The sequence below is a fragment of the Micromonospora sp. DT47 genome, from assembly GCF_049844475.1.
Taxonomy (GTDB): Bacteria; Actinomycetota; Actinomycetes; order Mycobacteriales; family Micromonosporaceae; genus Micromonospora.
The window spans coordinates 55,832-81,442 of record NZ_JBNCLC010000026.1 but is presented as its reverse complement, the minus strand read 5'-3'; the positions used below and the strand labels follow the sequence as shown (position 1 = coordinate 81,442).

27 protein-coding genes, 1 tRNA gene, 3 pseudogenes and 1 riboswitch are annotated in these 25,611 nt (G+C 74.1%); of the genes and pseudogenes, 25 read left to right on the top strand and 6 right to left on the bottom strand.

What is annotated here, in order from left to right; genetic code table 11:
- The 8 genes and pseudogenes from ACLQ2U_RS28110 to ACLQ2U_RS28075 all read left to right on the top strand — a co-directional run.
- Positions 1–351, top strand: a pseudogene (locus tag ACLQ2U_RS28110) (4Fe-4S dicluster domain-containing protein); the annotation flags it as partial.
- A 236-nt stretch (positions 352–587) separates the two neighbouring features.
- Positions 588–1,724: an NrfD/PsrC family molybdoenzyme membrane anchor subunit gene (gene nrfD, locus ACLQ2U_RS28105; protein WP_425753919.1), complete on the top strand. Its 1,137-nt coding sequence runs from the start codon at positions 588–590 to the stop codon at positions 1,722–1,724.
- Positions 1,725–1,769: 45 nt separating this feature from the next.
- Positions 1,770–1,865 (top strand) — tRNA-Sec (locus ACLQ2U_RS28100).
- Positions 1,866–1,888: 23 nt separating this feature from the next.
- Complete coding sequence (gene selA, locus ACLQ2U_RS28095; protein ID WP_425753918.1) at positions 1,889–3,187, top strand: L-seryl-tRNA(Sec) selenium transferase; 1,299 nt, start codon at positions 1,889–1,891, stop codon at positions 3,185–3,187.
- A 1-nt stretch (position 3,188) separates the two neighbouring features.
- A complete protein-coding gene (gene selB, locus ACLQ2U_RS28090) occupies positions 3,189–4,952 on the top strand; it encodes a selenocysteine-specific translation elongation factor (protein WP_425753913.1) in 1,764 nt (587 codons plus the stop codon).
- Positions 4,953–5,253: 301 nt separating this feature from the next.
- Complete coding sequence (locus ACLQ2U_RS28085; RefSeq protein WP_425753912.1) at positions 5,254–5,451, top strand: hypothetical protein; 198 nt, start codon at positions 5,254–5,256, stop codon at positions 5,449–5,451.
- 60 nt (positions 5,452–5,511) lie between these two features.
- Entirely contained in the window at positions 5,512–6,780 is a 1,269-nt protein-coding gene (locus ACLQ2U_RS28080; RefSeq protein ID WP_425753911.1) for a hemolysin family protein, read from the top strand.
- 73 nt (positions 6,781–6,853) lie between these two features.
- Positions 6,854–7,042: a hypothetical protein gene (locus tag ACLQ2U_RS28075; RefSeq protein ID WP_425753920.1), complete on the top strand. Its 189-nt coding sequence runs from the start codon at positions 6,854–6,856 to the stop codon at positions 7,040–7,042.
- Positions 7,043–7,045: 3 nt separating this feature from the next.
- On the opposite strand, the gene ACLQ2U_RS28070 is transcribed toward ACLQ2U_RS28075, so the two are convergent.
- Positions 7,046–7,705: a hypothetical protein gene (locus tag ACLQ2U_RS28070; RefSeq protein WP_425753910.1), complete on the bottom strand. Its 660-nt coding sequence runs from the start codon at positions 7,703–7,705 to the stop codon at positions 7,046–7,048.
- Between the two features lie 126 nt (positions 7,706–7,831).
- Here ACLQ2U_RS28070 and ACLQ2U_RS28065 point away from each other — a divergent pair, with 126 nt between their 5' ends.
- Positions 7,832–8,035 carry a hypothetical protein gene (locus tag ACLQ2U_RS28065; RefSeq protein WP_425753909.1) on the top strand — a complete coding sequence of 68 codons (204 nt, stop codon included), beginning with the start codon at positions 7,832–7,834 and terminating at the stop codon, positions 8,033–8,035.
- Here ACLQ2U_RS28065 and ACLQ2U_RS28060 read toward each other — a convergent pair.
- The 3 genes from ACLQ2U_RS28060 to ACLQ2U_RS28050 form a co-directional block, all read right to left on the bottom strand.
- On the bottom strand, positions 8,032–8,508 hold the full coding sequence (locus ACLQ2U_RS28060) for a hypothetical protein (RefSeq protein WP_425753908.1): 477 nt from the start codon (positions 8,506–8,508) through the stop codon (positions 8,032–8,034). The two genes, ACLQ2U_RS28065 and ACLQ2U_RS28060, sit on opposite strands and share 4 nt — an antisense overlap.
- Positions 8,505–8,714, bottom strand: a complete 210-nt coding sequence (locus ACLQ2U_RS28055) for a phosphatidylethanolamine-binding protein (RefSeq protein ID WP_425753907.1) — start codon at positions 8,712–8,714, stop codon at positions 8,505–8,507. The genes ACLQ2U_RS28060 and ACLQ2U_RS28055 overlap by 4 nt, the downstream gene beginning before the upstream one ends.
- A 76-nt stretch (positions 8,715–8,790) precedes the next feature.
- Positions 8,791–9,672, bottom strand: a complete 882-nt coding sequence (locus tag ACLQ2U_RS28050) for a universal stress protein (RefSeq protein WP_425753906.1) — start codon at positions 9,670–9,672, stop codon at positions 8,791–8,793.
- 322 nt (positions 9,673–9,994) lie between these two features.
- Here ACLQ2U_RS28050 and ACLQ2U_RS28045 point away from each other — a divergent pair.
- From ACLQ2U_RS28045 to ACLQ2U_RS27995, 11 genes and pseudogenes are all read left to right on the top strand, one after another.
- Positions 9,995–11,016, top strand: a pseudogene (locus tag ACLQ2U_RS28045) (PP2C family protein-serine/threonine phosphatase).
- Between the two features lie 59 nt (positions 11,017–11,075).
- Positions 11,076–11,546 carry a MarR family transcriptional regulator gene (locus ACLQ2U_RS28040; RefSeq protein ID WP_425753905.1) on the top strand — a complete coding sequence of 157 codons (471 nt, stop codon included), beginning with the start codon at positions 11,076–11,078 and terminating at the stop codon, positions 11,544–11,546.
- A gap of 310 nt (positions 11,547–11,856) precedes the next feature.
- Positions 11,857–12,498, top strand: coding sequence for a CDP-alcohol phosphatidyltransferase family protein (locus tag ACLQ2U_RS28035; protein WP_425753904.1), 642 nt, complete (start codon positions 11,857–11,859; stop codon positions 12,496–12,498).
- Positions 12,495–13,445, top strand: a complete 951-nt coding sequence (locus tag ACLQ2U_RS28030) for a DUF881 domain-containing protein (RefSeq protein ID WP_425753903.1) — start codon at positions 12,495–12,497, stop codon at positions 13,443–13,445. The genes ACLQ2U_RS28035 and ACLQ2U_RS28030 overlap by 4 nt, the downstream gene beginning before the upstream one ends.
- Positions 13,442–13,774: a small basic family protein gene (locus tag ACLQ2U_RS28025; protein ID WP_387205642.1), complete on the top strand. Its 333-nt coding sequence runs from the start codon at positions 13,442–13,444 to the stop codon at positions 13,772–13,774. Before ACLQ2U_RS28030 ends, ACLQ2U_RS28025 begins: the two co-directional genes overlap by 4 nt.
- A 10-nt stretch (positions 13,775–13,784) precedes the next feature.
- Entirely contained in the window at positions 13,785–14,882 is a 1,098-nt protein-coding gene (locus ACLQ2U_RS28020; RefSeq protein ID WP_425753902.1) for a DUF881 domain-containing protein, read from the top strand.
- Positions 14,883–14,938: 56 nt separating this feature from the next.
- On the top strand, positions 14,939–15,319 hold the full coding sequence (gcvH, locus tag ACLQ2U_RS28015; RefSeq protein WP_425753901.1) for a glycine cleavage system protein GcvH: 381 nt from the start codon (positions 14,939–14,941) through the stop codon (positions 15,317–15,319).
- A gap of 220 nt (positions 15,320–15,539) precedes the next feature.
- A complete protein-coding gene (gene odhI, locus ACLQ2U_RS28010) occupies positions 15,540–15,992 on the top strand; it encodes an oxoglutarate dehydrogenase inhibitor Odhl (RefSeq protein WP_088962138.1) in 453 nt (150 codons plus the stop codon).
- A 50-nt stretch (positions 15,993–16,042) separates the two neighbouring features.
- Complete coding sequence (locus tag ACLQ2U_RS28005) at positions 16,043–16,741, top strand: MerR family transcriptional regulator (RefSeq protein ID WP_425753917.1); 699 nt, start codon at positions 16,043–16,045, stop codon at positions 16,739–16,741.
- Between the two features lie 183 nt (positions 16,742–16,924).
- Positions 16,925–17,389 (top strand): bifunctional nuclease family protein, encoded by a 465-nt coding sequence (locus ACLQ2U_RS28000; RefSeq protein ID WP_425753900.1) that lies wholly within the window; start codon positions 16,925–16,927, stop codon positions 17,387–17,389.
- 197 nt (positions 17,390–17,586) lie between these two features.
- Entirely contained in the window at positions 17,587–18,183 is a 597-nt protein-coding gene (locus ACLQ2U_RS27995; RefSeq protein ID WP_425753899.1) for a MerR family transcriptional regulator, read from the top strand.
- Between the two features lie 94 nt (positions 18,184–18,277).
- Here the strand turns inward: ACLQ2U_RS27995 and ACLQ2U_RS27990 are convergent, their stop codons facing one another.
- Positions 18,278–18,436 carry a hypothetical protein gene (locus tag ACLQ2U_RS27990; RefSeq protein WP_425753898.1) on the bottom strand — a complete coding sequence of 53 codons (159 nt, stop codon included), beginning with the start codon at positions 18,434–18,436 and terminating at the stop codon, positions 18,278–18,280.
- A 234-nt stretch (positions 18,437–18,670) separates the two neighbouring features.
- Between ACLQ2U_RS27990 and ACLQ2U_RS27985 the strand changes: the two genes are divergently transcribed.
- Genes ACLQ2U_RS27985 through ACLQ2U_RS27975 form a run of 3 tightly spaced genes read left to right on the top strand, consistent with a single transcriptional unit; the run spans position 18,671 to position 20,942 of the window.
- Positions 18,671–19,069: a group I truncated hemoglobin gene (locus ACLQ2U_RS27985; RefSeq protein ID WP_425753897.1), complete on the top strand. Its 399-nt coding sequence runs from the start codon at positions 18,671–18,673 to the stop codon at positions 19,067–19,069.
- A 2-nt stretch (positions 19,070–19,071) separates the two neighbouring features.
- A complete protein-coding gene (locus ACLQ2U_RS27980; protein WP_425753896.1) occupies positions 19,072–20,250 on the top strand; it encodes a globin domain-containing protein in 1,179 nt (392 codons plus the stop codon).
- Positions 20,247–20,942 carry a DivIVA domain-containing protein gene (locus ACLQ2U_RS27975; protein ID WP_425753895.1) on the top strand — a complete coding sequence of 232 codons (696 nt, stop codon included), beginning with the start codon at positions 20,247–20,249 and terminating at the stop codon, positions 20,940–20,942. Before ACLQ2U_RS27980 ends, ACLQ2U_RS27975 begins: the two co-directional genes overlap by 4 nt.
- Before the next feature lie 179 nt (positions 20,943–21,121).
- Here the strand turns inward: ACLQ2U_RS27975 and ACLQ2U_RS27970 are convergent.
- Positions 21,122–21,523: pseudogene (locus tag ACLQ2U_RS27970) on the bottom strand (NAD(P)H-binding protein); the annotation flags it as partial.
- A 79-nt stretch (positions 21,524–21,602) separates the two neighbouring features.
- Between ACLQ2U_RS27970 and ACLQ2U_RS27965 the strand changes: the two are divergent.
- Both ACLQ2U_RS27965 and gcvP read left to right on the top strand, forming a co-directional pair.
- Positions 21,603–22,502 (top strand): NAD-dependent protein deacetylase, encoded by a 900-nt coding sequence (locus ACLQ2U_RS27965; RefSeq protein WP_425753894.1) that lies wholly within the window; start codon positions 21,603–21,605, stop codon positions 22,500–22,502.
- Positions 22,503–22,575: 73 nt separating this feature from the next.
- A riboswitch (glycine riboswitch) is annotated at positions 22,576–22,673 on the top strand.
- A gap of 72 nt (positions 22,674–22,745) precedes the next feature.
- Positions 22,746–25,568 carry an aminomethyl-transferring glycine dehydrogenase gene (gene gcvP, locus ACLQ2U_RS27960; RefSeq protein ID WP_425753893.1) on the top strand — a complete coding sequence of 941 codons (2,823 nt, stop codon included), beginning with the start codon at positions 22,746–22,748 and terminating at the stop codon, positions 25,566–25,568.
- The last annotated feature ends 43 nt before the right edge of the window (positions 25,569–25,611 follow it).

The following is a 25,611-nucleotide window of genomic DNA, read 5'->3' as shown; positions in this document are numbered from 1 at the left end:
TGCTACGACCGCCTCGGCGCCGGCATGACCCCGGCCTGCGCCCAGGCCTGCCCCACCGAGTCGATCCAGTACGGCCCCCTCGACGAGCTGCGGGAGCGGGCCGCGCAGCGGGTGGCCGCCCTGCACGAGCGGGGGGTGCCCGAGGCCCGGCTCTACGGCCACGACCCGACCGACGGGGTCGGCGGCGACGGCGCGTTCTTCCTGCTGCTCGACGAGCCCGAGGTGTACGGCCTGCCTCCGGACCCGGTGGTCACCACCCGTGACCTGCCGAAGATGTGGAAGCGGGCCGGGCTGGCCGCGTTGGCCATGGCGGCGGCCGCCGTCGCCGCGTTCGTCGGAGGTTCATCGTGAGTCCGGACCGCGCCCCGGTCGGCGCCCTGTTCCGTCGCTTCCGCGAGCGGCTCGCGGCGGAGGGCCCGGACCGGGTCGCCGGGCCGGGCCGGGCGTCCGCCCAGCTCGGCCACGGGCCGAAGGTCGGCGGCGGTCCCGCCGCCAGGACGGGCCGCGGAACGGACGCGTCCGCCGGCGCCCGCTCGGGGCAGCACCCCGGCATGGGCGCCGAGCAGCAAGTGGTCGGCCCCGGCGCCATGTCGTCGGGAGCGGCTCCCGCCCCGGGCCAGTCGACCAACGGCAGTCACGCGACCGGCTTCGGGGCGGGTGTGGCCCGCACCGACTCCGGCGCGGCCGAGGTCGGTCTGGCCCCGCACCCGCCCCGCGACGTCCCGCCAGTGGACCGCCGGGGACGCGGCAAGCGCGGCCGGCGCGGCGGCGGCGAGGAGCTGAGGGTCCCGGAGGCCGAGTTCACCTCGTACTACGGCCGGCCCATCCTCAAGGCGCCGGTGTGGAAGTGGGACATCGCCGCGTACCTGTTCACCGGCGGGCTGGCGGCCGGGTCGTCGCTGCTGGCGGCCGGCGGGCAGCTCACCGGCCGCCCGGCGCTGCGCCGCGCCGGCCGGGTCACCGCGCTCGGCGCGGTCACCGCCAGCGCGTACTTCCTGATCAACGACCTGGGCCGGCCGGCCCGCTTCCACCACATGCTGCGGGTGGCGAAGCCGACCTCGCCGATGTCGGTGGGCACCTGGATCCTCAGCGCGTTCGGCCCCGCGGCCGGCATCGCCGCGGTTGCCGAAGCGGCTGCCTGGCTGCCCGAACGTGGGGTGTTCGGCCTGGCTCGCCGGGTGCTGCCCCCGGTCGGGCGGGCCGCCGGGCTGGCCGCCGCGGTCACCGCACCGGCGCTGGCCACGTACACCGGGGTGCTGCTGGCCGGGACGGCCGTGCCGTCCTGGCACGAGGCGTACCCGGAACTGCCGACCATCTTCGCGGGCAGCGCGCTGGCCAGCGGCGCCGGCGTGGGCCTGATCGCCGCGCCCTGCGCGCAGGCCGGGCCGGCGCGGCGCTTTGCGGTGGCCGGCGCGGCGATGGAGCTGTTCGGCTCGCACTCGGTGGAGACCCGGCTGGGGCTGCTGAGCGAGCCCTACCGGACGGGCACCGCCGGGCGCCTGCTGCGCACCGGCCGGGCGCTCACCGCCGCCGGCGTGGTCGGGGCGCTGATCGGTCGACGCAGCCGGGCCCTCTCCGCGCTCTCCGGCGGCGCGCTGCTCGCCGCGTCGCTGGCCACCCGGTTCGGCATCTTCCACGGCGGCGTCGCCTCGGCGGAGGATCCGAAGTACACGGTGGTGCCGCAGCGGGAGCGGGTGCGCCGCCGGGAGGCCGGCGAGGTCTGACACCTTGCCGCGCAACCCGTGCCGGGCTGTGGTTGACTCCTGGACGGAGGCGTTCAGGCGGCTGGTGCCCCTCCCGGTCTTCAAAACCGGTGTGGTCCGGGACCCGGGCCAGGCGGGTTCGATTCCCGTCCGTCTCCGCCAAGCTGTTCCGGGAGATGACGCGCATGGGCGACGGGCCGGCCGACCCGCGGCGGCGGGTGCCGCGCACCGACACGCTGCTCGCCGACCCCCGGCTCGCCGCCGCCGTCGCGACGCTCGGCCGGGACCGGGTCAAGGCCGCCGTCGGCCGGGCCCAGGAGCGGGCCCGCCGCGGCGAGATCGCCCCCGAGCAGGTACCCGACGCGGCGCTCGCCGCGCTGCCCGCGCCGACGCCCCGCGCCGTGCTCAACGCCACCGGGGTCGTGCTGCACACCAACCTCGGCCGGGCCCCGCTCTCGGCCGCCGCCGTCGAGGCGGTGGTCGCCGCCGCCGGGCACACCGATGTGGAGCTGGACCTGCGTACCGGCCGGCGGGCCCGGCGGGGACGCGACGCCCTCGACGCGCTCGCCGCCGCCGTGCCGGACGCGGCGGCGGCGCACGTGGTCAACAACGGGGCCGCCGCCCTGGTGCTCGCCGCCACCGCGCTCGCCGCCGACGCCGAGATCGTGGTCAGCCGCGGCGAGCTGGTCGAGATCGGCGACGGGTTCCGCCTGCCCGATCTGCTGGAGAGCACCGGCGCCCGGCTGCGCGAGGTGGGCACCACCAACCGCACCACCCTGGCCGACTACGCGGCGGCGGTCGGCCCGCGTACCGGCTTCGTGCTCAAGGTGCATCCGTCCAACTTCGTGGTCACCGGGTTCACCTCCGCCGTGGGCGTCCGCGACCTGGCCACCCTCGGCGTGCCGGTGGTCGCCGACATCGGCTCCGGGCTGCTCGCGCCGGATCCGTCGCTGCCCGACGAGCCGGACGCGGCGACCACCCTGCGGGCCGGCGCCACGCTGGTCACCGCGAGCGGCGACAAGTTGCTCGGCGGGCCGCAGGCGGGGCTGCTGCTCGGCGACGCCGCCCTGGTCGAGCGGCTGCGCCGGCACCCCCTGGCCCGGGCGCTGCGGGTCGACAAGCTCACCCTCGCCGCGCTCGCCGCCACCCTGCACGGGCCGGACACCCCGACCCGGGCGGCGCTGCACGCCGACCCGGCCGTCCTGCGGGAACGGGCGGAACGGCTGCGCGACGCGCTCGGCGCCGAGGGCTGCAAGGCGGAGGTGGTGCCCAGCGCGGCCGTGGTCGGCGGCGGTGGCGCCCCCGGCGTGGAGCTGGACTCGTGGGCGCTGAGCCTGCCCGAGTCGTACGCCGGGCCGCTGCGTGTCGGTGACCCGCCGGTGCTCGGCCGGGTGGTCCGCGGGCGGCTGCTGCTGGACCTGCGCTGCGTCCCGGTCGCCGCCGACGGCGCCCTGCGCGACGCGGTGCTGCGGGCGGTCGACTGACATGTACGTCGTCGCCACCGCCGGGCACGTCGACCACGGCAAGTCCACCCTGGTCCGGGCGCTGACCGGGATGGAACCCGACCGGTGGGCCGAGGAACGCCGGCGGGGCATGACCATCGACCTCGGCTTCGCCTGGACCGCCCTGCCCACCGGTGGCACCGTCGCCTTCGTCGACGTGCCCGGGCACGAGCGCTTCGTGCCGAACATGCTCGCCGGCGTCGGCCCGGTGCCGGCCGCGCTGATCGTGGTCGCCGCCGACGAGGGCTGGATGCCCCAGTCCGCCGAGCACCTCGCCGCGCTGCACGCGCTCGGGGTGTCGTACGGCCTGCTGGTGGTGACCCGCGCGGACCTGGGCGACCCAGGGCCGGCGCTCGCCCACGCCCGGGCGGAGATCGCCGCGACCTCGCTCGGCGAGGTGGAGGCGCTGGCGGTCAGCGGCGTCACCGGCGCCGGCCTGCCCGAGCTGTGCGCCGCCCTGGGCCGGCTGGTGGCCCGGCTGCCGGCGGCGGACGTGGACGCGCCGGTGCGGCTCTGGGTGGACCGGTCCTTCACCATCCGGGGCAGCGGCACGGTGGTCACCGGCACCCTCGGCGGCGGCCGGCTGCGCGTCGGCGACGAGCTGGAACTGGCCGGCACCGGCGAACCGGTCCGGGTCCGCGGCCTGCACTGCCTGGGCGCCGCCCAGGACCGGGTGGCCGCGGTGGCCCGGGTGGCGGTCAACCTGCGCGGTATCGCGAAGGACCGGCTGGCCCGCGGCGACGCGCTGCTCACCCCCGGCCGGTTCCACCGCACCGACCTGCTGGACGTGCGGCTGGCCGGCGATCCGGCGGCCGACCTGCCGGCCACCCTCACCCTGCACGTCGGCGCGGCGGCGGTGCCCGCCCGGGTCCGGCCGCTCGGCGCGGACACCGTACGGCTCCGGCTGGCCCGGCCGCTGCCGCTGCTCCTGGGCGACCGGGCGCTGCTGCGCGACCCCGGCCGGCACCACGTCGTCGGCGGGGTGACCGTGCTGGACGTGGACCCGCCGCCGCTGCGCCGGCGCGGGGCCGCCATCGCCCGGGCGGCCGTGCTGGCCGACCTGGACGGTCGACCGGACCTCGCCGGCGAGCTGCGCCGCCGGGTGCTGGTCCGGGCCGGCGCGCTCACCCGGATGGGCATCGGTGTCACCGCGACCGCGGTGGCCGGGGACTGGCTCGCCGACCCCGAGCACTGGCGGCGGCTCGGCGCCCGACTGGTGGAGGAGACCACCCGGTACGCCCGCGCGCACCCGCTCGAACCCGGCGTACCGGTGGAGGTGCTGCGGCAACGCCTCGACCTGCCGGACCGGGCGCTGGTGGAGGCCCTGGTCCGCCCGCCGCTGGCGCTGCGGGCCGGCCGGGTCACCGCCTCGCCCGCCGACATGCTCCCCGAACAGGTGGCCCGGGCCGTGCACCGGGTCCGCGCCGAGTACGCCGACCACCCGTTCCGGGCCCCCGACACCGACCGGCTCGTCACCCTCGGCCTCGGCCCCCGGGAGATCGGCGCCGCCGTCCGGGCCGGCGCGTTGCTGCGGCTGGCGGAGAACGTGGTGCTGCTGCCCGGCGCGGTCGACGACGCCGTCCGGGTGCTGGCCCGCTTGCCGCAGCCGTTCACGCTCAGCGCCGCCCGGCAGGCGTTGGGCACCACCCGCCGGGTGGCGGTGCCACTGCTGGAGCTGCTGGACCGGCGGGGCGCCACCCGCCGGTTGCCGGACGACGCCCGCGAGGTGGTCGGCCCGCCGGCCTGAGCCGCCCCCTACGGTTGCCGGGAGTTGGCACGGTGGCGGGATGAACGATCTTCAGCTGATCGGGTCAGCGCCCGCCCACCGAGGACCGGCTGGGTCGGGCGCTGCGCTGGGTGGTGCTGGGGGGCTTGGTGCTCTGGGCGGTGCTGGCCTGGTGGTCCACCCCGCGCCAGGCGGACCTGGGCCAGCCCGACCGGGATCTCGCCGCCGACCGGGTGGCGACCCGGCAGCGGGCCGCCGGCTGGGGCGACGAGACGCTCGAGTTCCGGGGGGTCGGCAGCGCCTCGTCGCCTACCGTGACGCCATGGACCCTTCGGCGGTCTGGCGGGACCGGAACCACCGTTGGCGGATCGAGGCGTACCGGGCGCCGGACCTGCGCTTCGCCATCTTCGCCACCAACGGCACCAGCGAGTCGGCGCCGCTGTGGCTGTTCGGCATGGCGGCGCTGGCCCGCTGGCTGATGACCCACGCCATCTCCCTTGACGACCTGGAAAACGACTGACCCCGCCCCGCGGCCGGCGGCGCTGCGGTTGAGTGGTGCGCAGGGCGTGGAGGGGGTGCGATGGGCGGTCAGCTCGCCCTGGTGGGCGTACTGGTGCTGGTCAACGCCGCCCTCTCCGGCAGCGAGATGGCCATGGTGACGCTGCGCGAGGGGCAGCTGCGCCGGCTGGGCCGGGCCAGCCGCGCCGGCGCCCGGCTGGCCCGCCTGGCCCGGGAACCCAACCGCTACCTGGCCACCATCCAGCTCGGCATCACCCTCGCCGGCTTCCTCGCCTCGGCCGCGGCCGCCGTCTCGTTGGCCGAACCACTGGTCGCACCGCTGGGCTTCCTCGGCGGGGCGGCCCGACCGGTCGCGGTGCTGCTGGTCACGATCGTGCTCACCTTCGTCACCCTGGTCGTCGGCGAACTCGCCCCGAAACGCCTGGCCATGCAGCGGGCGGAACGCTGGGCGCTGCTCAGCGCCGCGCCGCTGGACCTGGCTGCCCGGCTGTCCCGCCCGGCGGTGTGGCTGCTCAGCCGCAGCACCGACCTGCTGGTCCGGGTCGCCGGTGGGGATCCGCGGGCCAGCCGGGAGGAGGTCACCGAGGAGGAGCTGCGCGAGCTGCTGGTCAGCCAGCGCGGCCTGTCGGCGCAGCAGCGGGAGATCCTCACCGGCGCGTTCGACATCGCCGGCCGGACGCTGCGGGAGATCCTGGTCGCCCGGCGCGACGTGACGGTCCTGCCGGCCGCCATGGCCGCGCCGGATGCGATGCGGGTGCTGGCCGGGACCGGCCGCTCGCGGGCCCCGGTCATCGGGCCGGGCGGGCTGGACGACGTCCGCGGCGTGGTGCACATCCGGGACCTGGTGGACGGCGACGGCGCGACGGTCGGCCAGCGGGCCCGGGAACCGGTGCTGCTGCCCGGCACCCTCCCGGTCGCCGACGCCATCCGCCAGCTTCGCCAGCGCCACGAGCAGCTCGCCCTCGTCGTCGACGAGTACGGCGGCATCGACGGCCTGATCACCATGGAGGACCTGCTCGAAGAGGTGGTCGGTGAGCTGTACGACGAGACCGACCGGGACGTGCGCGGGGTGGTCCGGGAACCCGACGGCGCACTGCTGCTGCCCGGCGACTTCCCGCTGCACGACCTGCCCGACGTCGGCGTCCGGCTGACCTTCCCGCTGACCCGGGACTACACCACGGTGGCCGGGCTGGTCCTGGCCGGCCTGGGCCGGCTGCCCACCGGGCCGGGGGAGACCGTGCGACTGCCCGGGCTGACCGTCGAGGTGGTGGCGGTGGCCGACCGGGCGATCCGCCGGGTCCGGCTGCGCGGCCCCGCCGCCGGCGGTTGAACGGGTAACCCGGTCGGGGGACCGGGGCGGGAATCGTCCGTTTCCGCCGGTGTCCGCCCGTACCGTCCGGAGCGTGAGGGATCGGGGGATGCGGACGTTCCTGGCGGTGCTCGCCGGACTCGCGGTGATCTACTTCGGGGTGACCGGGCGCAGCGCCACGGAGGAGGGCGGCGGGGTCTCCGGCGGGGTGGTGCTGCTGGCGCTGCTGGCCGCGCTGCTGGTGTGGCACCTGACCAAGCCGGGCGACAAGCCGGTCAAGTGAGGCTCAACGCGCAGCCGCCGCAGCGGTCCGGTTTACCTCGCCGGCGGACTCCTCGCCGAGGGCCACCCGCACCAGCGCCGACGCCAACCGCCCGAAGTCCGCCTCGCCGACCAGCCCGGCCAGGCCGCTTGGGTTCGCCGGCAGGCCGAGCCGCTTCGCCCCGGCCAGGGCCCGCCGATCGGCGTACGGGCGCACGTCCGGCCAGACCGACTGCGCCTCGCGCAGGAAGATGTCCGCCCCGGTCGGGCCGATGCCGGGGAACTCGGTCAGCAGCGGGCGCAGCCTGGTCGGCTCCCCGCCGGCCTCCCGGTGCAGCCGCCGCAGGTCCCCGTGCCAGCGGTCCAGGCAGAGCCGGGCCCCGGTGCCGAGCATCGTCGCGGTCCGCTCGTCGTAGCGGCGGTAGTGGCCGCGGCCGAGGGCGTCGACCCGTTCCTGCCACCCCGCCGCCTCCATCGCCTGCGGGGTGCGCCAGCCGGCGGCGAAGAGTTCCCGCGCGGCGGCCAGTGCCACCTGCGCCCGGATCCGGGTGCTCAGCAGCGTGGTGAGCACCAGCAGCTGGTAGAGCGGGCCCGGCCGATCGGTCAGCCGGATGCCCGCCTCCTCGGCGTACGTGCGGCCCTGCCGGTCCAGCAGGACCCGGGCCACCCGTCGGTCGTCCCCCATCACCCCGCAGTACCCGCCCCGGCGCGGATCAGCCGGCCCGCCGTTCCCGAATGCGCCCGACGGCGGCGGGTAAGCCGTCGACGGACGCGGTCGACCGCCGCGCCTTCCACCCGGAAGGAGACTCCCGTGACGAACGTCCAGCAGCCCGAGATGCGCCGCAACGAGCACAACCCCACGGTGCAGGACAGCAAGGGGCCCGGCACGGCGGGGCACCCCGGAAACGGGGGCTCGTCCCAGGCCGACCGGGGTCGTCCGGTGCCGCGCGGCCAAGCATCGCCGTACGGCCCGAGCGCCCCGACCGCCGACGACGATAGCGACACCGGGGGCTAACCAGCCCGCCCGTGCGGGGGCCGCAGCCGGTTCCAGGTGGCTGCGGCCGCCGCACCGTACGCTACGTGCGGCACGATGTCGGCGACCCAGTCCGACCGCCGCCAGGTGCGCGGATCGGTCACCCCGAGCGCGGTCATCGAACCGTCCGACATGGCCGTGACCCCGGCACCGAGCAACGCGGCCGCGGCCGGCACCGGCCACCGACGCCCGCCGGCCAGCAGCCCGAACACCGCACCGGCGGCCACGCCCATTCCGTACCCCAGCAGGGCGCCGAGGCCGGAGCGGCGGTTGGCCGCCCGGTCCTCGGTCCCCAGGTCCACGTGGGCCACCCCGGCCAGCCGTCGGACGATCTCGTCCGGGGTGCTGCTCGCCGGCCGGGCCCGGACCACCATGTCCAGGTAGCTGACCACGTTCAACGCGGCGCTGCCGACCGCGCCGGCGATCGCCCCGTCGACCAGGCCCGACGTCCTCACTTCGGATCGCCGGGTTCGCGCTCACCCTTGGGGCCGTACGTCCGCTCGCCGCGGACCACGCCCCGCTGTCCGCGATCCTCCTGGAGGATCCGGTTGGCGACCTGGTTGGCCTCCTTGTCCGAGGCCCGTCCCGAATTCTCGATCAGGTCGCGCAGTCGCGCGCGTTCCTTGTCGTACGCGTTGCTTCCCGGCCGTGGTCCTGGCATCGCCGCCTCCTCGGTCGCTGTCACCGCGTCCTGTTCCCGCGCCGTCTACCCGTCTGCGGGCCGGCCAACCGCCCGCTCAGTCGGGGGTGCGTACCACGGCCACCGGGCAGGTACTGCGGTGCAGCACCGCGTGGCTGACCGAGCCGAGCAGCAGGCCGGCCAGTTCGCCGTGCCCCCGACCGCCGACCACCACCAGGCGCGCCCGCTCCGACGCCGCGGTGAGCGCGGCGACCGGCCGCTCGCGCACCAGGTCGAGGCTGATCGGCACGTCGGGGTAGCGCTCCTGGAGCCCGGCGAGGGACTCGGCGAGCACCCGCTCCTCCTCGCCGCGCAACTGGGTCTCGTCGTGGACCAGCGGCTGCATGTCGCCCGGGCCGCCGGAGACCGGATGCGTGTAGGCATGCACCGCGCGCAACGCGGTGCCGTGCACGCTGGCCTGCTCGGCGGCGAACTCCACCGCCGCGCGGGACGCCGGTGAGCCGTCCACGCCGACCACCACGGGCCCGTCGGGATGTTCCTCGCCGCGAGCCACCAGCACCGGGCAGTCGGCGTACGTCCCGACCTGGATGGCGACCGAGCCGAGGATCAGGGCGGCGAATCCGCCCAGTCCCCGGTCGCCGAGCACGATCATCGCGGCGGTGGGGGACTCGCCGAGCAGCACGGCGGACGCCTCGCCGTCGATGATCTCGCCGGTGACCCGTACCCCTGGGGCGGTCCGCTCGGCCTCCGCCACCGCCTCCTCGACCAGGTGCTCCGCCTGGTGGCGCAGCCCGCCGCCGGGCGGGGCGCCGGCACCCGGATCGACGGGCACCCGCAGCAGCGGCCAGATGAACCCGTGCACCACCCGCAGCGGTCGGTGCCGGCGGGCCGCCTCCGTCGCGGCCAGCCGGATGGCACGCAGCGCCGGCTCCGAGCCGTCCACGCCCACCACCACGGCCGCGCCGTTCGCCGAGTTCACCTCGTCGCACCTCCTGCCCGCGGCCAGTATCGCGGGCCGGGTGGTGTCGCCGGGGCGATACCGCCACCACGGCCGCCGTCGCTACGCTGTCGACGTTCCTCGTCCTCGGCGCGGGGCTCCCGCCGCTGCTGGGCCGGTGAAGGCCGACGGCGTGGTGCCGGTCGTCCGCTGGCGTCCGCGAGGTGAGCCGGCGGTGGTCCCGGACGCCTTCCACGGCGGGTTGGCCACCAAGCCGGCCGACTGACCCCGGCCGGCGCGGCGCCCGTCGGGTCCCTCCGCATGATGCTTGCCCTACAGCAAGAATCCCCTCGGAAGGACCACCATGCCGGACGCGCCCGCAGCGGTGTCGCGCGCGCTACGCGACGGCCCGCCGGACCAGCTGGTCGAGGCCGCCGACCGGGCCGTCCGGTCGACCCTCGCCGCGTCCCGGGTGGACGTCTTCCTCGCCGACTACCGGATCAGCGGACTCTGGCCGGTGCTGGACGCGCGGCTGCCGGACGCCGGCTTCCTCGCCTGCCAGGGCGTCGCCCAGCGCTGCTTCAGCAGCCAGCAGCCGGTCATGGACACCCGGGAGGACGGCGTCTGCCGGATCTGGGTCCCGCTGACCAGCTGGGGGAGCGCCTCGGCGTGCTCCTGGTCGAGCTGGCCGGCAACCCCGACGCCGCGATGGTGGCCCGGCTGGAGGAGATCGCCGGGACGCTGGCCACCGCGCTGCGCGCCGCCGACCGGGAGACCGACCGCTACCGGCGGGCCCGGCGCCGGGAACGCCTCAGCATGGCCGCCGAGATGCAGTGGGATCTGCTGCCCGGGCGCAGCGTCACGCACGACGCGTTCCTGCTGGCCGGGCAGCTCGAACCGGCGTACACCGTCGGTGGCGACCACTTCGACTGGTCGGTGGACGCCGACCGGCTCACCCTGACCGTGCTCAACGGCACCGGCACCGGACTGGCCGCGTCGCTGCTCACCGCGCTGACCGTGAACGCGATGCGCAACGCCCGCCGCTCCGGGCGTGGCGGGACGGTGACCCCGATCGCGCTGGAGCGGCAGCTCCCGCTCGGCATGTTCGCCGAGATCCGGTACGCCGTGCAGGAGTTCGACCTGGAACCGGGGGACCGGCTCTTCGTGGTCAGCGACGGCGTCTACGCCGCCGAACCGGGTGGCCAGGAGGCGTACGGGGAGCGGGCGATGGCCCGGTCGATGCGGTCCACACGGCTGCAGCCGGCGACCGAGGCGGTTGGTACGGTGATCCGCGAGCTGTTCGCCTACCACGCTGACACCGATCTGCGCGACGACGCCGTCGTCGTCTGCCTGGACTGGCGCGGCGTCAGCGGTCGGGACGGGTAGTGCGGACGGTCACCGGGCCGGCATCGACACAACAGCGGGACAATCGCAGAGGACAGCGGGTGGAGCGACCTCCGAATCGTGCCGCGGCGATCGATGTGGCGGCCGAGGTGCTGATCGGTGTGCTCGACTCCGCCACCTCACGGCATCACGTGACGGTTCCGCCCACCCAGCTGCGGGTGCTCGCCCTGATCAGCGAGCGGCCGGAGACGAACGTGAACCGGCTGGCCGAGCTGTTGGACGTCGTCCCCTCCTCGGCCAGCCGGCTCTGCGACCGGCTGGAGGCGACCGGGCTGCTCAGGCGGGTCGCCGATCCGCGCGACCGGCGGGAGGTCCGCCTGCTCCTCACCGCGCCGGCGGAGAACCTGCTGGGGGAGTTGCAGGACCGGCGGCACCGGGCCGTGCAGGCGGTGCTGGACCGGATGCCCCACCGGGCGCAGCACGAGCTGCTGCTGGCGTTGCTGGCCTTCGGCCAGGCCGCCGAGGCCGGCACCTCGGCGCCGCAGGCCGGCACCTCCGCGCGCACCGCCTGATCCTTCCCGCCCGGCCCATGGCTTTCGCCGTCCGCCACCATCCCGCTAGTGTCCTAGGATGCCATACGCATGGTGAGGCAGCACACACCAGACAGCGATCGACAACACCATCGCGGCCCCCGGCACCGAGACGTGAGCCGATATAGTGGCTCCGCAACTCACCGGCCCGGGGTCACGACGCCCGCGGGCCGCATCAGGGGGAGGTCCCAGCCTGGGATCACCGAGGCGCCGGCGGCAGCCGGCCCGGTAGCACGCACGTCCCACCGTGGTGCCTGACAGGCGCCCGGATCGTGCTGCGGAGGGAGGTTCGGTGTCGCGTCGGCCGGCTCGGGCAGAGCACCCGCGGGGCTCGGACGGCGTTGTCGCCGCGCGCGACCGCGTGTGGACCCTGCCGAACCTGATCAGCTTCGTCCGGCTGCTCGGCGTACCCCTGTTCCTCTGGCTGTTCCTGGTGGCGAAGGCGGACGTCGCGGCGGTCGTGGTGCTGGCCATCGGCGGCACCACCGACTGGGTGGACGGCTGGATCGCCCGACGCCTCGGCCAGGTCAGCCGGCTCGGCGAGCTGCTCGATCCGCTCGCCGACCGGCTCTACATCCTCGCCACGCTGCTCGCCTTCACCGCCCGCGAGGTGGTGCCGTGGCAGTTCACTGTGGCGCTGCTGGCCCGGGAGGTGCTGCTGCTCGGGTCGCTCGCGGTGCTGCGGCGCCACCGGTACGGCCCGCCGCCGGTGCACTACGTCGGCAAGACCGCCACCTTCCTGCTGCTCGCGGCGTTCCCGATCCTGCTCCTGGCCGCCGCATCGCCGGCCGCGGCCACCGTCGCCGGGGCGATCGGTTGGGGGCTGGCCTGGTGGGGTCTGGTCCTCTACTGGGCGGCCGGCGCGATGTACGTGGTGCAGGCCGCCCGGCTGGTCCGGGCCGTGCGCGGCAGGTCCGGGGGAGTGACGGCATGACCGCCGGTCAGGGCGAGGAGAAGCGCGGCGGTCGGGTCTACGCCCCGGACTTCCTCACCGAGTTGTTCCGCAACCCGCTGGACCCGGGGTACGCCGACGCGGCGGCCCGGCGGCGGGAGTCGCCGGCGCCGGCGGGGTGGCGGGGCACCTCCGTGCGGGCGGTCGCCATGGTGGTGGTCGTCGCGTTGGGGTTCCTGTTCGCGGTGGCGTACCGGGAGACGATCGCCGACGAGCCCAGCCGCAGTCAGGCGCGGGCCGGGCTGATCGCCCAGATCAAGCAGCGGGAGGGCGAGACCGACCAGCTGAGCGACCGGGCCGACCGGCTGCGCGAGGAGGTGAGCCGGCAGCGGGACGCGGCGCTGAGCGGTTCGCAGGCGGCGCGGCTGCGCAACATGGAGGCGGGGACCGGTCTGGGCCGAGTGCGCGGGGACGGCGTGGTGGTGCAGCTGGCCGACGCGGCGCCGAAGGGCGACGACGCGGTGACCGGTGACTCCGCCGTGGGGCCGCCGCAGGTGGGCTACTCCGACCTGCAGAAGGTGGCCAACGACCTGTGGGCGGCGGGCGCCGAGGCGATCGCGGTCAACGGGCAGCGGTTGACGGCGACGTCGACGATCCGGTCGGCGGGTGCCGCGATCCTGGTGGACTTCCGTCCGGTGACCAGCCCGTACAAGGTGACGGCGATCGGGCCGGATTCGATGCGGGACGATTTCGAGGAGAGCCGGTCGGCGTACCTGATGCGTCGGGTGGCGGAGACCACCGGGCTGTCGTTCGAGGTGCGGGAGGCCGAGGACCTCACGCTGCCGGCGGCTCCCGAGCCGCGGCTACGCTACGCGAAGCCTTCGGTCAGTCCGAGCCCGTCGCCGTCGGGGTCGGCCGCCGATCGTTCCTCCAGTCCCGGGCCGTCCGGTCCGGGTACGTCTCCCAGCCCCTCCGGAGGTGTCCGATGATCGCGGTGCTGGCGCTGCTCGCCGGTGTGGTGCTCGGGATCTACCTGGATCCGACCGTGCCGTCGGCGTTGCAGCCGTACCTGCCCATCGCCGTGGTGGCCGCGCTCGACGCGGTGTTCGGCGGGGTGCGGGCGAAGCTGGACCGGATCTTCGACGACAAGCAGTTCGTGGTGTCCTTCATCTCGAACGTGCTGGTGGCGGGTCTGATCGTGTACCTGGGTGACCAGCTGGGGGTGGGCGGTCAGCTCTCCACCGGTGTGGTGGTCGTGCTCGGGGTGCGGATCTTCGGCAATGTGGCGGCGATCCGTCGTCACCTGTTCCGGGCGTAGGTTTGTGGCGATGAGCGACGAGCATCGGGAGACGGGTACCGGGTGGCCGGAGCCGGCGAAGCCGGTCCGTCCGTCGGGGCCGGCGGGTGAGCCGGATCCTCGGCCGGACGCGCCGGATCCGGACGAGTTGAGTCCGTTGGTGCCGGAGGAGGAGCCGGAGCCGGGGGAGGAGCCGGAGCCGGGGGAGTCGGCGGTGGCCGACGACGACGGGGCGACGGTGAACCTGTCGCATGTGGCGGCAGGGCAGCCGGCGGGCCCGGAGGCCACGTCCGCGGGCCCGGAGGCCACGTCCGCGGGCCCGGAGGCCACGTCCGCGGGCCCGGAGGCCACGTCCGCGGGCCCGGACGCACGGCCCGCGGACGTGGCGCCGGAGGCGGTGACCGTGGCGCCGACGTCGGCCGCAGCGGCGGCCCGGCGGTTCAGTTCGGCCGGAGTGATGATCGCGGTGTTGCTGGCGCTGCTGGGGTTCACCCTGGTGGTGCAGATGAAGACGACGTCGACGGATCCGACGTTGGCGGCGACGCGGCAGGAGGACCTGGTCCGGATCTTCTCGGATCTGGATTCGCGGGAGAAGCGGCTGCAGCAGGACATCGCCGGGCTGGAGGAGAGCCAGCGGCAGCTGCGTTCGGGTGAGCAGGGTCGGCAGGCGGCGCTGGACGAGGCGACGCGGCGGGCGGACGAGCTGGGGATCCTGGCCGGGACGCTGCCGGCGCAGGGGCCGGGTCTGACGGTGCGGTTCGAGCCGGGCCCGACGGGGATCCGGGCGGATCGGATCCTGGACGCGGTGCAGGAGTTGCGCGGCGCGGGCGCGGAGGCGATGCAGATTTCCGGCGCGGACCGGGTGACGGTGCGGGTCATCGCGTCGACGTACTTCCTGGACGGGCAGAACGGGGCGTTGCGGGTGGACGGGCGGACGTTGACGGGTCCGTTCACGATCACGGTGATCGGCGATCCGGAGACGATGCGTACCGCCTTGAACATTCCGGGCGGGGTGATCGCGGCGGTGAACGGTGATGGCGGTAACGTGATCGTCGAGGAGCGTGAGGTTGCCGAGGTTTCGGTGCTGCACGCGCCGATGAAGCTGGAACACGCCCGTCCGGTCTCCTGACCGGCGCGGCCGCGCCGGGTGCCGCCCGGTGCACCGATGGATGAAGGACGCGTCTGGTGATTCCTGAGGATCTGCGTTACACCGCCGAGCACGAGTGGGTGGTGGGTGCCGACGGCAGTGCCGTCCGGGTCGGTATCACCCACTTCGCACAGGAGGCGCTGGGTGACATCGTGTTCGTCCAGCTGCCGGACGAGGGTGCGGTGGTGGCTGCCGGTGACCCGCTGGGTGAGATCGAGTCGACCAAGAGCGTGTCGGAGATCTACGCGCCGGTGAGCGGGACGGTGGCGGCGCGGAACGAGGTGCTCGGCGACACTCCTGAGGTGATCAACTCGGACCCGTACGGCGCGGGTTGGTTGCTGGAGATCACGCCGGATGATCCGGCGGCGGTGGACGGACTGCTGACCGCTGACGCGTACCGTGAGCTCACCGAGAGCTGAATGGTGCCCGCCGGGCGTGGGTGATGTTCTGCGCGCGTCCGGTTGCCCTGCATTTCGGCGCTGGCTAGGCTCGCCCAGTCGACCGAGAAGAACCCAACAGTTGAGCGTTGTGTAATTGCCTTCCCGGGCACGGGGAGCCAGCCGCCGGGTGTGTGATCTGCCCGGCGGCCAGACCCGCCATTACCCCGACGCCGACCGAACAGATCCGTGAGGTGGTCCCATGACGCGCCCAGGCGACGAGTTCCCCCCGCTCGACGTCACTTCGACGCTCAATCTCGGTTCGTTGGACGAAGTGCTGGAGGGGCCGGACACCGATGTGGTGCCGAGCCGGATGTCCGGCTCGTTGCCGCCTGGGATGGCGCTGCTGGTGGTCCGGCGGGGTCCGAACGCGGGTGCCCGGTTCCTGTTGGACCACGACGTGACCACGAGTGGGCGGCACCCGGACAGTGACATCTTCCTCGACGACGTGACGGTGTCGCGGCGGCACGCGGAGTTCCACCGCGACGGCGGCACGTTCACGGTGCGGGACGTGGGCAGCCTGAACGGCACGTACGTGAACCGGGAGCGGGTCGAGGCGGCCACGTTGAGCAACGGCGACGAGGTGCAGATCGGCAAGTTCCGGGTGGTGTTCATCGCCGGTCCTCGCCCGGAGGAGGAGGCCGGCCGGGGGTGAACGAGCCTGCGGCCTCGATGCCGTCCGGGGCGGCCCGGTCGCACCCGCTGATGAGCATCGGTGAGGTGCTGGGTCAGTTGCGGGTGGAGTTCCCGGACGTCTCCATCTCGAAGTTGCGGTTCCTCGAGGCCGAGGGTCTCGTGGAGCCGCAGCGGACGGCGGCGGGTTACCGGAAGTACAGCTGGGACGATGTGGCCCGGCTGCGGTTCGTGTTGACCGCGCAGCGGGATCAGTATCTGCCGTTGCGGGTGATCCGTGACCAGTTGGCGGAGTGGGCCTCCGGTGCTGAGGCGCCGGGTCGGCAGCGGCCGACGTTGGTGGCGGTGGGTCCGGGTGGTGAGGTGCCGGGCCGGTCGGCGGAGGAGCCCGAGTCGTCGCAGGTGCGGCTCGGGCGGGCTGACCTGGTGGCGCGCAGTGGCATCGACGAGTCGACGTTGGGCGAGTTGGAGCGGCTGGGTGTCCTGGTGCCGGATCCGCCGGGGTGGTACGACGCGGATGCGTTGATCATCGCGCGGGCGGTGGCGGGGTTGGCGTCGTACGGTCTGGAGCCGCGGCATCTGCGGGCGTACCGGTCGTCGGCGGATCGTGAGATCGGTCTGTTCGCGCAGTTGGTGGCGCCGTTGGCGCGGCAGAGTGATCCGGCGGCGCGGGCGCGGGCGGCGGAGACGGCGCGAGAGTTGGTGGCGTTGTCGCAGCAGCTTCATGCGGCTCTGGTGCGGGTGGGGTTGCGGTCGACGTTGGGTCGGTGAGCCGGCCGGTGTGGTGTTGTGCGGAAAGATCTGCCCCGGGAAGCGTGCCGTTGGCTTGCCGGGGTAACCCCTTTCTGGCGCGGGGCGTGGTGCTGGTGCGCATGGGACGACCGTGTCGCGGTCCGTGTACCGTGCAGGGAAAGGCGCGGTGCGGGCGTAGGTGACAACGACACGGAGGCGGCGGTGCGCGAGCTGAGCGTGGTCGGAGTTCGGGTGGAGCTGCCCAGCAACCAGCCGATCGTCCTGCTCAGGGAGGTCGAGGGGGACCGCTATCTGCCGATCTGGATCGGCGCGGTCGAGGCGACGGCGATCGCTTATGAGCAGCAGGGGGTCAAGCCGGCCCGGCCGTTGACGCATGATCTGTTGCGGGACGTGCTGGCGGCGTTGAAGGCGCCGTTGCGGGCGGTGGAGATCATCGAGCTGAAGGAGAACGTCTTCTACGCCGACCTGCTGATCGGGGACGGGGTGCGGGTGTCTGCCCGGCCGAGTGATTCCATCGCGTTGGCGTTGCGGGTGGGTGCGCCGATTCGTTGCGCGGAGCAGGTCCTCAGCGAGGCGGGGATCGTGATCCCCGACGAGCAGGAGGACGAGGTGGAGAAGTTCCGCGAGTTCCTGGACCAGGTGCGTCCGGAGGATTTCGCCGGCTGAGTGCCGGTCCGGTCGGTCGTCGAGTCGGTCACTGTGGGTGACCGTTTTCGTGTGCGTGGTGGTTCCTCGTGTCACTGCGCGGCGTGTCGCGAACCGTTTCTCCGTGGTAACCCCTGAGGGCGGCGATAGGGTTGCCGTGTCGAGGGGTGCACGTCCCGGAAACGACGTGTCACCGCACTGACGGGGAGGTTGTCGGGATGCACGAGCGGCGGGATCCTGAGCCAGGTACGGGGCGGGGCGAGCCGGGTGCGGTGCCGCCGCCGGTGGCGACTGACGGTGACGGTTCGGTGGGTTACCGGGGTGTGACGGCGTGCCACGCGGCGGAGATCAGCTACCGGCAGTTGGACTACTGGGCGCGGACGTCGCTGGTGGTGCCGAGTGTGCGCGACGCGTCCGGTTCGGGGACCCAGCGGTTGTACTCGTTCCGCGACCTGGTGGTGTTGAAGGTCGTCAAGCGGTTGCTGGACGCCGGGGTGTCCCTGCAGAACATCCGGAAGGCGATCGAGGCGTTGCGGTCGCGTGGGGTGGAGGATCTGGCGGGGATCACGCTGATCTCGGACGGTACGACGGTGTACGAGTGCCGTTCCCCGGAGGAGGTGGTCGACCTGTTGCAGGGCGGCCAGGGCGTGTTCGGCATCGCGATCGGTGGCGCGTTCAAGGAGATCCAGGGTTCGTTGTCGCACCTGCCGGCGGAGCCGGCGGCGGGGTCCGGTGCTGCGGAGCCGGCGGCGTCGTCGTCGGAGCCGGTGGGGGACGAGTTGGCGGCGCGTCGGGCGCGTCGTCGGGCAGGCTGATCGGGCCACAGGTGCGGCCACCTCAATCGCGTCGGGCGGGATCGCCCGGCGCGATCGTCGTCTGGTGACGGACAGTGATGGTCCCGTAGGGTGGTCAGGTCGGCGGGCGGGGACGCCGGGTCTCGCCGGTGGGACCGGGCGCGGTGCAGCCGATGGTGGTCGCGTCGGCGGTGGTCAGCGGGTGGGGACGGTCGCCGCGGATCGGGCGGGTCGGGGAGTCCACTGTGGTTGGTGTCTCGGACGAGTCGTCCACTTCGGATCACTGTTGGTGGCTGCTCCGCAGCGGTGCGTGGATCGGACACTCACCCTCGAACACGTTGCGTAGTCGTGGGTCGTCGGCTGTCTGATAGGCCAGGCGTGACCGGATAACGGAGACACGCTATGGTCCGACACGGTCCACTGGCACGGCTGAACGTCGACGCCGCGCCGGCCGATCGTTGCCCTCCGCGCCCGACGTGCGCGACCCCTCACCCTGAGAGGAACGACCATGACGGTTACGGACGAGATCGCCCCCGTATCGCACTACGAGCGCATCGGTGGCGCCAACTCGGTCAAGGCAGCCGTGGAGCTCTTCTACGACAAGGTGCTCGCCGACCCGGAACTGGTCGGCTACTTCACCGATGTGGACATGGTGGGTCAGCGCCGCCACCTGGCGCTGATGCTGACCGTGGTGCTCGGCGGGCCGAACGAGTACGCCGGCCGTGGTCTGGCCGAGGCGCACCAGCCGCTGAACATCCCGCTGGAGCACTACGTCAAGGTCGGTGAGCACCTGACGGCGACGCTGACCGAGCTGGGAGTGCCCGCGGACATCATCGCCGACGTGCAGACCGTGCTCGGGCAGGTGCAGGACCAGGTGGTGGCCACCGGGAACCGGCCGGGCGCCTGAGCGTGGACGCGGCACGGCTCAAGCAGAGCTGGTCCCTGGTCGCCTCGCACGGCGACCAGGTGCCGCTCTATTTCTATTCGACACTGTTCCTGGCCCACCCCGAGACCCGGCAGATGTTCCCCACGAACATGGCCGGGCAGCGGGACCGGCTGGTCACCGCGCTGGGGCACATCGTGTCCAACGTGGACCAGGTGGACGGGTTGGTCGGGTTCCTGCAGGATCTGGGCGCCGACCACCGCAAGTTCGCGGTGCGCGCCGAGCACTACCCGGCGGTCGGCGAGGCGTTGCTGGCGACGTTGCAGCATTTCCTGGGCGACCAGTGGACCGAGGAGCTTGCCCAGGACTGGGCCGGGGCGTACGGGCTGGTCGCGCAGGTGATGTCGGAGGCGGCGCAGGCGGCCGAGGCGGTGAGTCCGCCGTGGTGGGCGGCCGAGATCGTCGGGCACGAGCGGCGGACGTTCGACGTGGCGGTGCTGACGTTGCGGCCGCAGTACCTGCTGCCGTTCACGCCGGGCCAGTCGATCGGGGTGTCCCATCCGGCGGTGCGGTCGTGGCGGTACTACTCGCCGGCGAACGCGCCACGCGCCGACGGCACGTTGGAGCTGCACGTGCGGGCCGCGCCGGGCGGAGCGGTCTCCTCCCGCCTGGTGTACGGGTGCATGGTGGGCGACCAGATCCACCTGGCGGCGCCGGTGGGGGATCGGCTGCTGCTGTGGTCGGCGGGTCCGAGCGACCTGCTGCTGCTGGCCAGCGGCACCGGCTGGGCGCCGGTGAAGTCCTTGGTGGAGCAGGTCGCCGCGGAGGGTTCCCGCCGCAAGGTGGACCTGTACGTGGGTGCCCGCTCGCACAGCGAGTTCTACGACAACGACGCGATCGACAAGTTGGCGGCGTCGTATCCGTGGTTGACCGTCACCTACGTGGTGGGCATGGATCTGCGCCGGCCGGGTGAGTTCGTGCAGCCGGTGGACCGGGCGTTGGCCGACGGGGACTGGCGGTCCCGGCACGTCTACATCTGCGGTTCCGACGAGATGGTTTCCCATTCCGTGACGGCGTTGACCCAGGCCGGGTACCACGCCGGTCAACTGCACCACGAGGGTTTCGGCAAGCACTGGTACGGCCCGGCGTGGCGGACGGCGGTGGACCAGTCATCCGCCCCTGACAATTCCGGAGGTGTCCGGTGAGCGCGACCCCGATCAGCAGGTACGACGGAGTGCACGTCCCCGCCGATGTGCAGGTGCGGATGACCGCCGACCGGGTCCGCCGGTGGGAGTTCGGCAGCGCGTCGTTCACCCGGCGCGGGTACGACCACGCCGACGTCGACCGGTTCCGGATGCAGGTGGCCGAAGAGTTGGATCTGCTGTCCGCGCAGCTCGCCAACCTGCGGGCGGAGAACGAGCGGCTCAACGACCACGTGGAGCTGCATCGGCACGGGGTGATCCCGAGCACCGACGCGTCGGTGAAGCTGCCCGCGGCGAAGGAGGTCAACCTGCTGTCGGCGGCGCAGCGGGAGGCCGAGCAGATCATCGCGCAGGCGCACGACTACGCCCGGCGGGTCGCCGAGTACGCGCAGGTGCAGTACGAGAGCTACATGCGGGCGGCGGCGGAGGAGGCGAAGCAGGAGGCCGAGCGGGCGGTGAAGGACTACCGCAGCGCGGCCGGGACGGACTTCGACGACACCGTGGCCACCCGGGAGGCGCTGCGGATCTTCGGCGAGATGATGATCTCGCACATGCAGGCGGCGGCGCGGCACCTCGACGACGGCAGTGAGCAGCTGGCCCGGACGATGGACCGGATCGTCACGGAGGCCGCGGGAGCGGCGTCGGTGTCCGGTGGACAGCCGCAGGTGGCGCTGCCCCGGTACCAGCAGCGCTGAGGCACGGGGCCGGCTCGTCGCCGCGATCGGCGGGCCGGCCCGCCACCGGATGTCCGGTGCCGGCCCGCGGCGCAGGCCGGTGCCGGCGACGCGCCCTCCGCCCGGTGGGCGGCGACCGGCCCCGGCGCCGCCGGCGGTGCCGGGCGTCGGCTCCCGGCGGGAGCGGGAGCGGCCTTCTTCGCCCGCAGGTAGGCGACGAACACCTCGTCGGTGCCGGCGGGTGGCTCGCCGTCGACCCCCATCGAGGAGACCAGCAGGTAGCGGCGGACCCCGGCGCGGGCGGCGGCGTCGGCGAGCAGCCCGGCGGCGGCCCGGTCGACGGTGTCCTTGCGGGCGGCGCCGCTGCCCGGGCCGGCCCCGGCGGCGAAGACCACCGCGTGCGCGCCGCGTAGGTGCCCGGCGGCGGTGTCGACGTCGGTGTGTTCCAGGCCGCAGACGACCGGTTCGGCGCCGGCGGCGCGCAGCGCGGCGGCGTGCTCGGCGTTGCGGATCAGGCCGACGGCGGTGTCTCCGCGTCCGGCCAGTTCCCGTTCCAGCAGCTTGGCGATCTTGCCACGGCCTCCGGCGATGACGACGCGCATGCCCTCGACGTAGCCGCCGCGCCCGGTGCGCACCGCCGACCGGTCGTCGTTCGGGCCCGGCCTGAGGCAGCATGGACGGGTGACGGAGACGTTCGACGCGTTGACCCGGCTGGTGGGCGCCGGTGGGGTCGTGGTGCTCAGCGGGGCGGGGTTGTCCACCGAGTCGGGGATCCCGGACTACCGGGGGCCTAGCGGCGCCGCCCGCCGGCACACCCCGATGACCTACCAGGCGTTCACCCGCGACCCGCACGCCCGGCGGCGCTACTGGGCGCGCAGCCACCTGGGCTGGCGGATGATCGCCCGGGCGGCGCCGAACGCCGGGCACCGGGCGGTGGCCCGGTTGCAGCGGGCCGGCCTGGTCACCGGGCTGATCACCCAGAACGTCGACGGCCTGCACACCGCGGCGGGCAGCCCACGGGTGATCGAGCTGCACGGCCGGCTCGACGAGGTGGTCTGCCTCGACTGCGGCAACCTCACCTCCCGGGAGGAGCTGGAGCGCCGGTTGCACGAGGCCAATCCCGACTTCGACGCCGACGTCGCCGCGGTCAACCCGGACGGTGACGTGGAGCTCCCCGACGCGCAGGTCGCCCGGTTCCGCACGGTCGACTGCGGCATCTGCGGCACCGGCATGCTGAAGCCGGACGTGGTGTTCTTCGGCGAGACCGTGCCGCCGCCCCGGGTCGCCGACTGTTTCTCGCTGGTCGAGCGGGCCCGGCTGCTGCTGGTGCTCGGCTCGTCGCTGACGGTGATGTCGGGTCGCCGGTTCGTGATCCGGGCGGCGAAGCTCGGCATCCCGGTCGCCATCGTCAACCAGGGTCCGACCCGCGGTGACGGGCACGCCACGCTCACCCTCGACGCGCCGCTGGGTGCGCTGCTGCCGGCCCTGGCCGACCATGCCGACGGTCCCGACCCCGCCCTCGGCGGGGACCCCTCGGCCGGCCCGGTCGGGGCGGCGCTGGCCGAATCGGCGGCGGTGTAGCGGCCCGGTCGGCCCGTACCGGGGTACGACATCCACCGGAAGCACCGACGCTGGTAGCGTTGACCATGCCGGTACCACCCACGTGGGAGAGACCGCCCAGCAGCACCCGGGCGGCGCCGAAGGGGCAGATTCTCCCCGGAACCTCTCAGGCAAAAGGACCACGTGGGCAGGCACTGTGGAGCGCCGCGCGCGTGACTCAGGGGGAGGCCGACTTGTCGACCTCGCCCCGCAGGAGCGCAGCGCATGACCGCAGAGCAGTTCGCCGACCGTCACATCGGCCCCGGCCAGGCCGACGAGCGTCGGATGCTGGAGGCCGTCGGCTACGGCTCGATCGACGAGCTGATGGACGCCGCGATTCCCGAGGTGATCCGCTGGCACGGCACCCTGGACCTGCCGGAGCCGGCCAGCGAGCGGGAGGCCCTCGCCGAGCTGCGCGCCCTGGCCGCCCGCAACACCGTCGCCGTGTCGATGATCGGCCTGGGTTACCACGGCACGCACACCCCGGCGGTGATCCGCCGCAACGTGCTGGAGGACCCGGCCTGGTACACGGCGTACACGCCGTACCAGCCGGAGATCAGCCAGGGCCGGCTGGAGGCGCTGCTGAACTTCCAGACCATGGTCACCGACCTGACCGGGCTGGCCACCGCGAACGCCTCCATGCTCGACGAGGGCACCGCGGCGGCCGAGGCGATGACCCTCGCCCGCCGCGCCTCCAAGGTCAAGAGCCCGGTGTACGTCGTCGACGCCGACACCCTCCCGCAGACCATCGCGGTGATCATCAGCCGGGCCGAGCCGCTCGGCATCGACGTGCGGGTGCTCGACCTGGACGCCGACGAGCTGCCCGCCGAGTTCTTCGGCCTGCACCTGCAGTACCCGGGGGCGTCCGGCGCGGTCCGCGACCACTCCCCGCTGGTGGAGGCGGCGCACGCGGCCGGGGCGCTGGTCACCGTCGCGGCGGACCTGCTCGCGCTGACCCTGCTGCGCTCGCCGGGCGAGATCGGCGCCGACATCGCCGCCGGCACCACCCAGCGCTTCGGCGTACCCATGGGCTTCGGTGGGCCGCATGCCGGCTACCTGGCGGTGCGGGCGGGCCTGGAGCGGATGCTGCCCGGCCGCCTGGTGGGGGTGTCCCGGGACGCCGACGGCAACCCGGCCTACCGGCTGGCGTTGCAGACCCGCGAGCAGCACATCCGGCGGGAGAAGGCGACCAGCAACATCTGCACCGCGCAGGTGCTGCTCGCGGTGATGGCCGGCATGTACGCCGTGTACCACGGCCCGGACGGGCTGCGGGAGATCGCGCGGCGTACCCATGACATGGCGGCGCTGCTCGCGGACGCGCTGCGCGACGGCGGCGTCGAGGTGGCGGACGTCGCGTTCTTCGACACGGTCACCGCTGTCGTGCCGGGACGGGCGGCCGAGGTGGTCGCCGCCGCGGCCGAGCGGGGCGTCAACCTGCGGCTGGTCGACGCCGACCGGGTGGGCATCTCCTGCGACGAGACGACGACCCGGCTGCACCTGGACGCGGTGTGCGCCGTGTTCGGGGCGCCGTCGCCGCACGGCGAGCCCACCACCCGGCTGCCGGAGGCGCTGACGCGCACGTCGGACTTCCTCACCCACCCGGTGTTCCGCACCCACCACTCCGAGACGGCGATGCTGCGCTACCTGCGGCGGCTGTCGGACTTCGACTACGCCCTGGACCGGGGCATGATCCCGCTCGGTTCGTGCACGATGAAGCTCAACGCCACCACCGAGATGGAGCCGGTCAGCTGGCCGGAGTTCGCGCACATCCACCCGTTCGCACCGGAGGCGCAGACCGCCGGGTACCGGGAGATGATCGCCCAGCTGGAGGCATGGCTGGCCGAGGTGACCGGCTACGACGCGGTCAGCGTGCAGCCCAACGCCGGCTCGCAGGGTGAGCTGGCCGGCCTGCTGGCCATCCGGGCGTACCACCGGGACCGGGGCGAGGGGCACCGGGAGGTCTGCCTGATCCCGTCGTCGGCGCACGGCACCAACGCGGCGTCCGCGGTGATGGCCGGCATGCGGGTGGTCGTGGTCGGCTGCGACGCCGACGGCAACGTCGACCTGGTCGACCTCGACGCGAAGATCGACAAGCACCGGGACGTCCTGGCGGCGATCATGGTGACCTACCCGTCGACCCACGGGGTGTACGAGACGGGCATCGCGCAGCTCTGCGCGAAGGTGCACGACGCCGGCGGTCAGGTGTACGTCGACGGGGCGAACCTCAACGCCCTCGTCGGGTTCGCCAAGCCGGGGAAGTTCGGCGCGGACGTGTCGCACCTGAACCTGCACAAGACGTTCTGCATCCCGCACGGCGGCGGCGGCCCCGGCGTCGGCCCGGTGGCGGTCCGGGCGCACCTGGCGCCGTTCCTGCCCGGTGACCCGTCCGGCGCGCCCGTCGACGGCAAGCCGGCGATCTCCGCCGCGCGGTACGGGTCGGCGGGGATCCTGCCGATCCCGTGGGCGTACCTGCGGATGATGGGCGCGGCGGGGCTGACCCGGGCGACCGGGGTGGCGGTGCTGGCGGCCAACTACGTGGCGGCGCGGCTGCGCCACCACTTCCCGGTGCTGTACGCCGGCAACAAGGGCCTGGTGGCGCACGAGTGCATCCTGGACCTGCGGCCGCTGAGCAGGGCGACCGGGGTGAGCGTCGACGACGTGGCCAAGCGGTTGATCGACTATGGCTTCCACGCCCCGACCATGTCGTTCCCGGTGGCGGGGACGCTGATGGTGGAGCCGACGGAGAGCGAGGACCTGGCCGAGCTGGACCGGTTCTGCGACGCGATGATCGCGATCCGGGCGGAGATCGACAAGGTGGGTGCCGGGGAGTGGCCGGCGGGGGACAACCCCCTGGCGAACGCGCCGCACACGGCGGCGATGGTGGCGGGCGACGAGTGGCCGCACCCGTATCCGCGGTCGGTGGGGGCGTACCCGGCCGGGGTGGACCGGGCGGCGAAGTACTGGCCGCCGGTGCGGCGGATCGACGGCGCGTACGGCGACCGGAACCTGGTCTGCTCGTGCCCGTCACCGGAGGCGTTCGAGGATTGAGGGATCGGGGCCGGGGCGGCGGCGGTGCCGCCCCGGTTGGTCG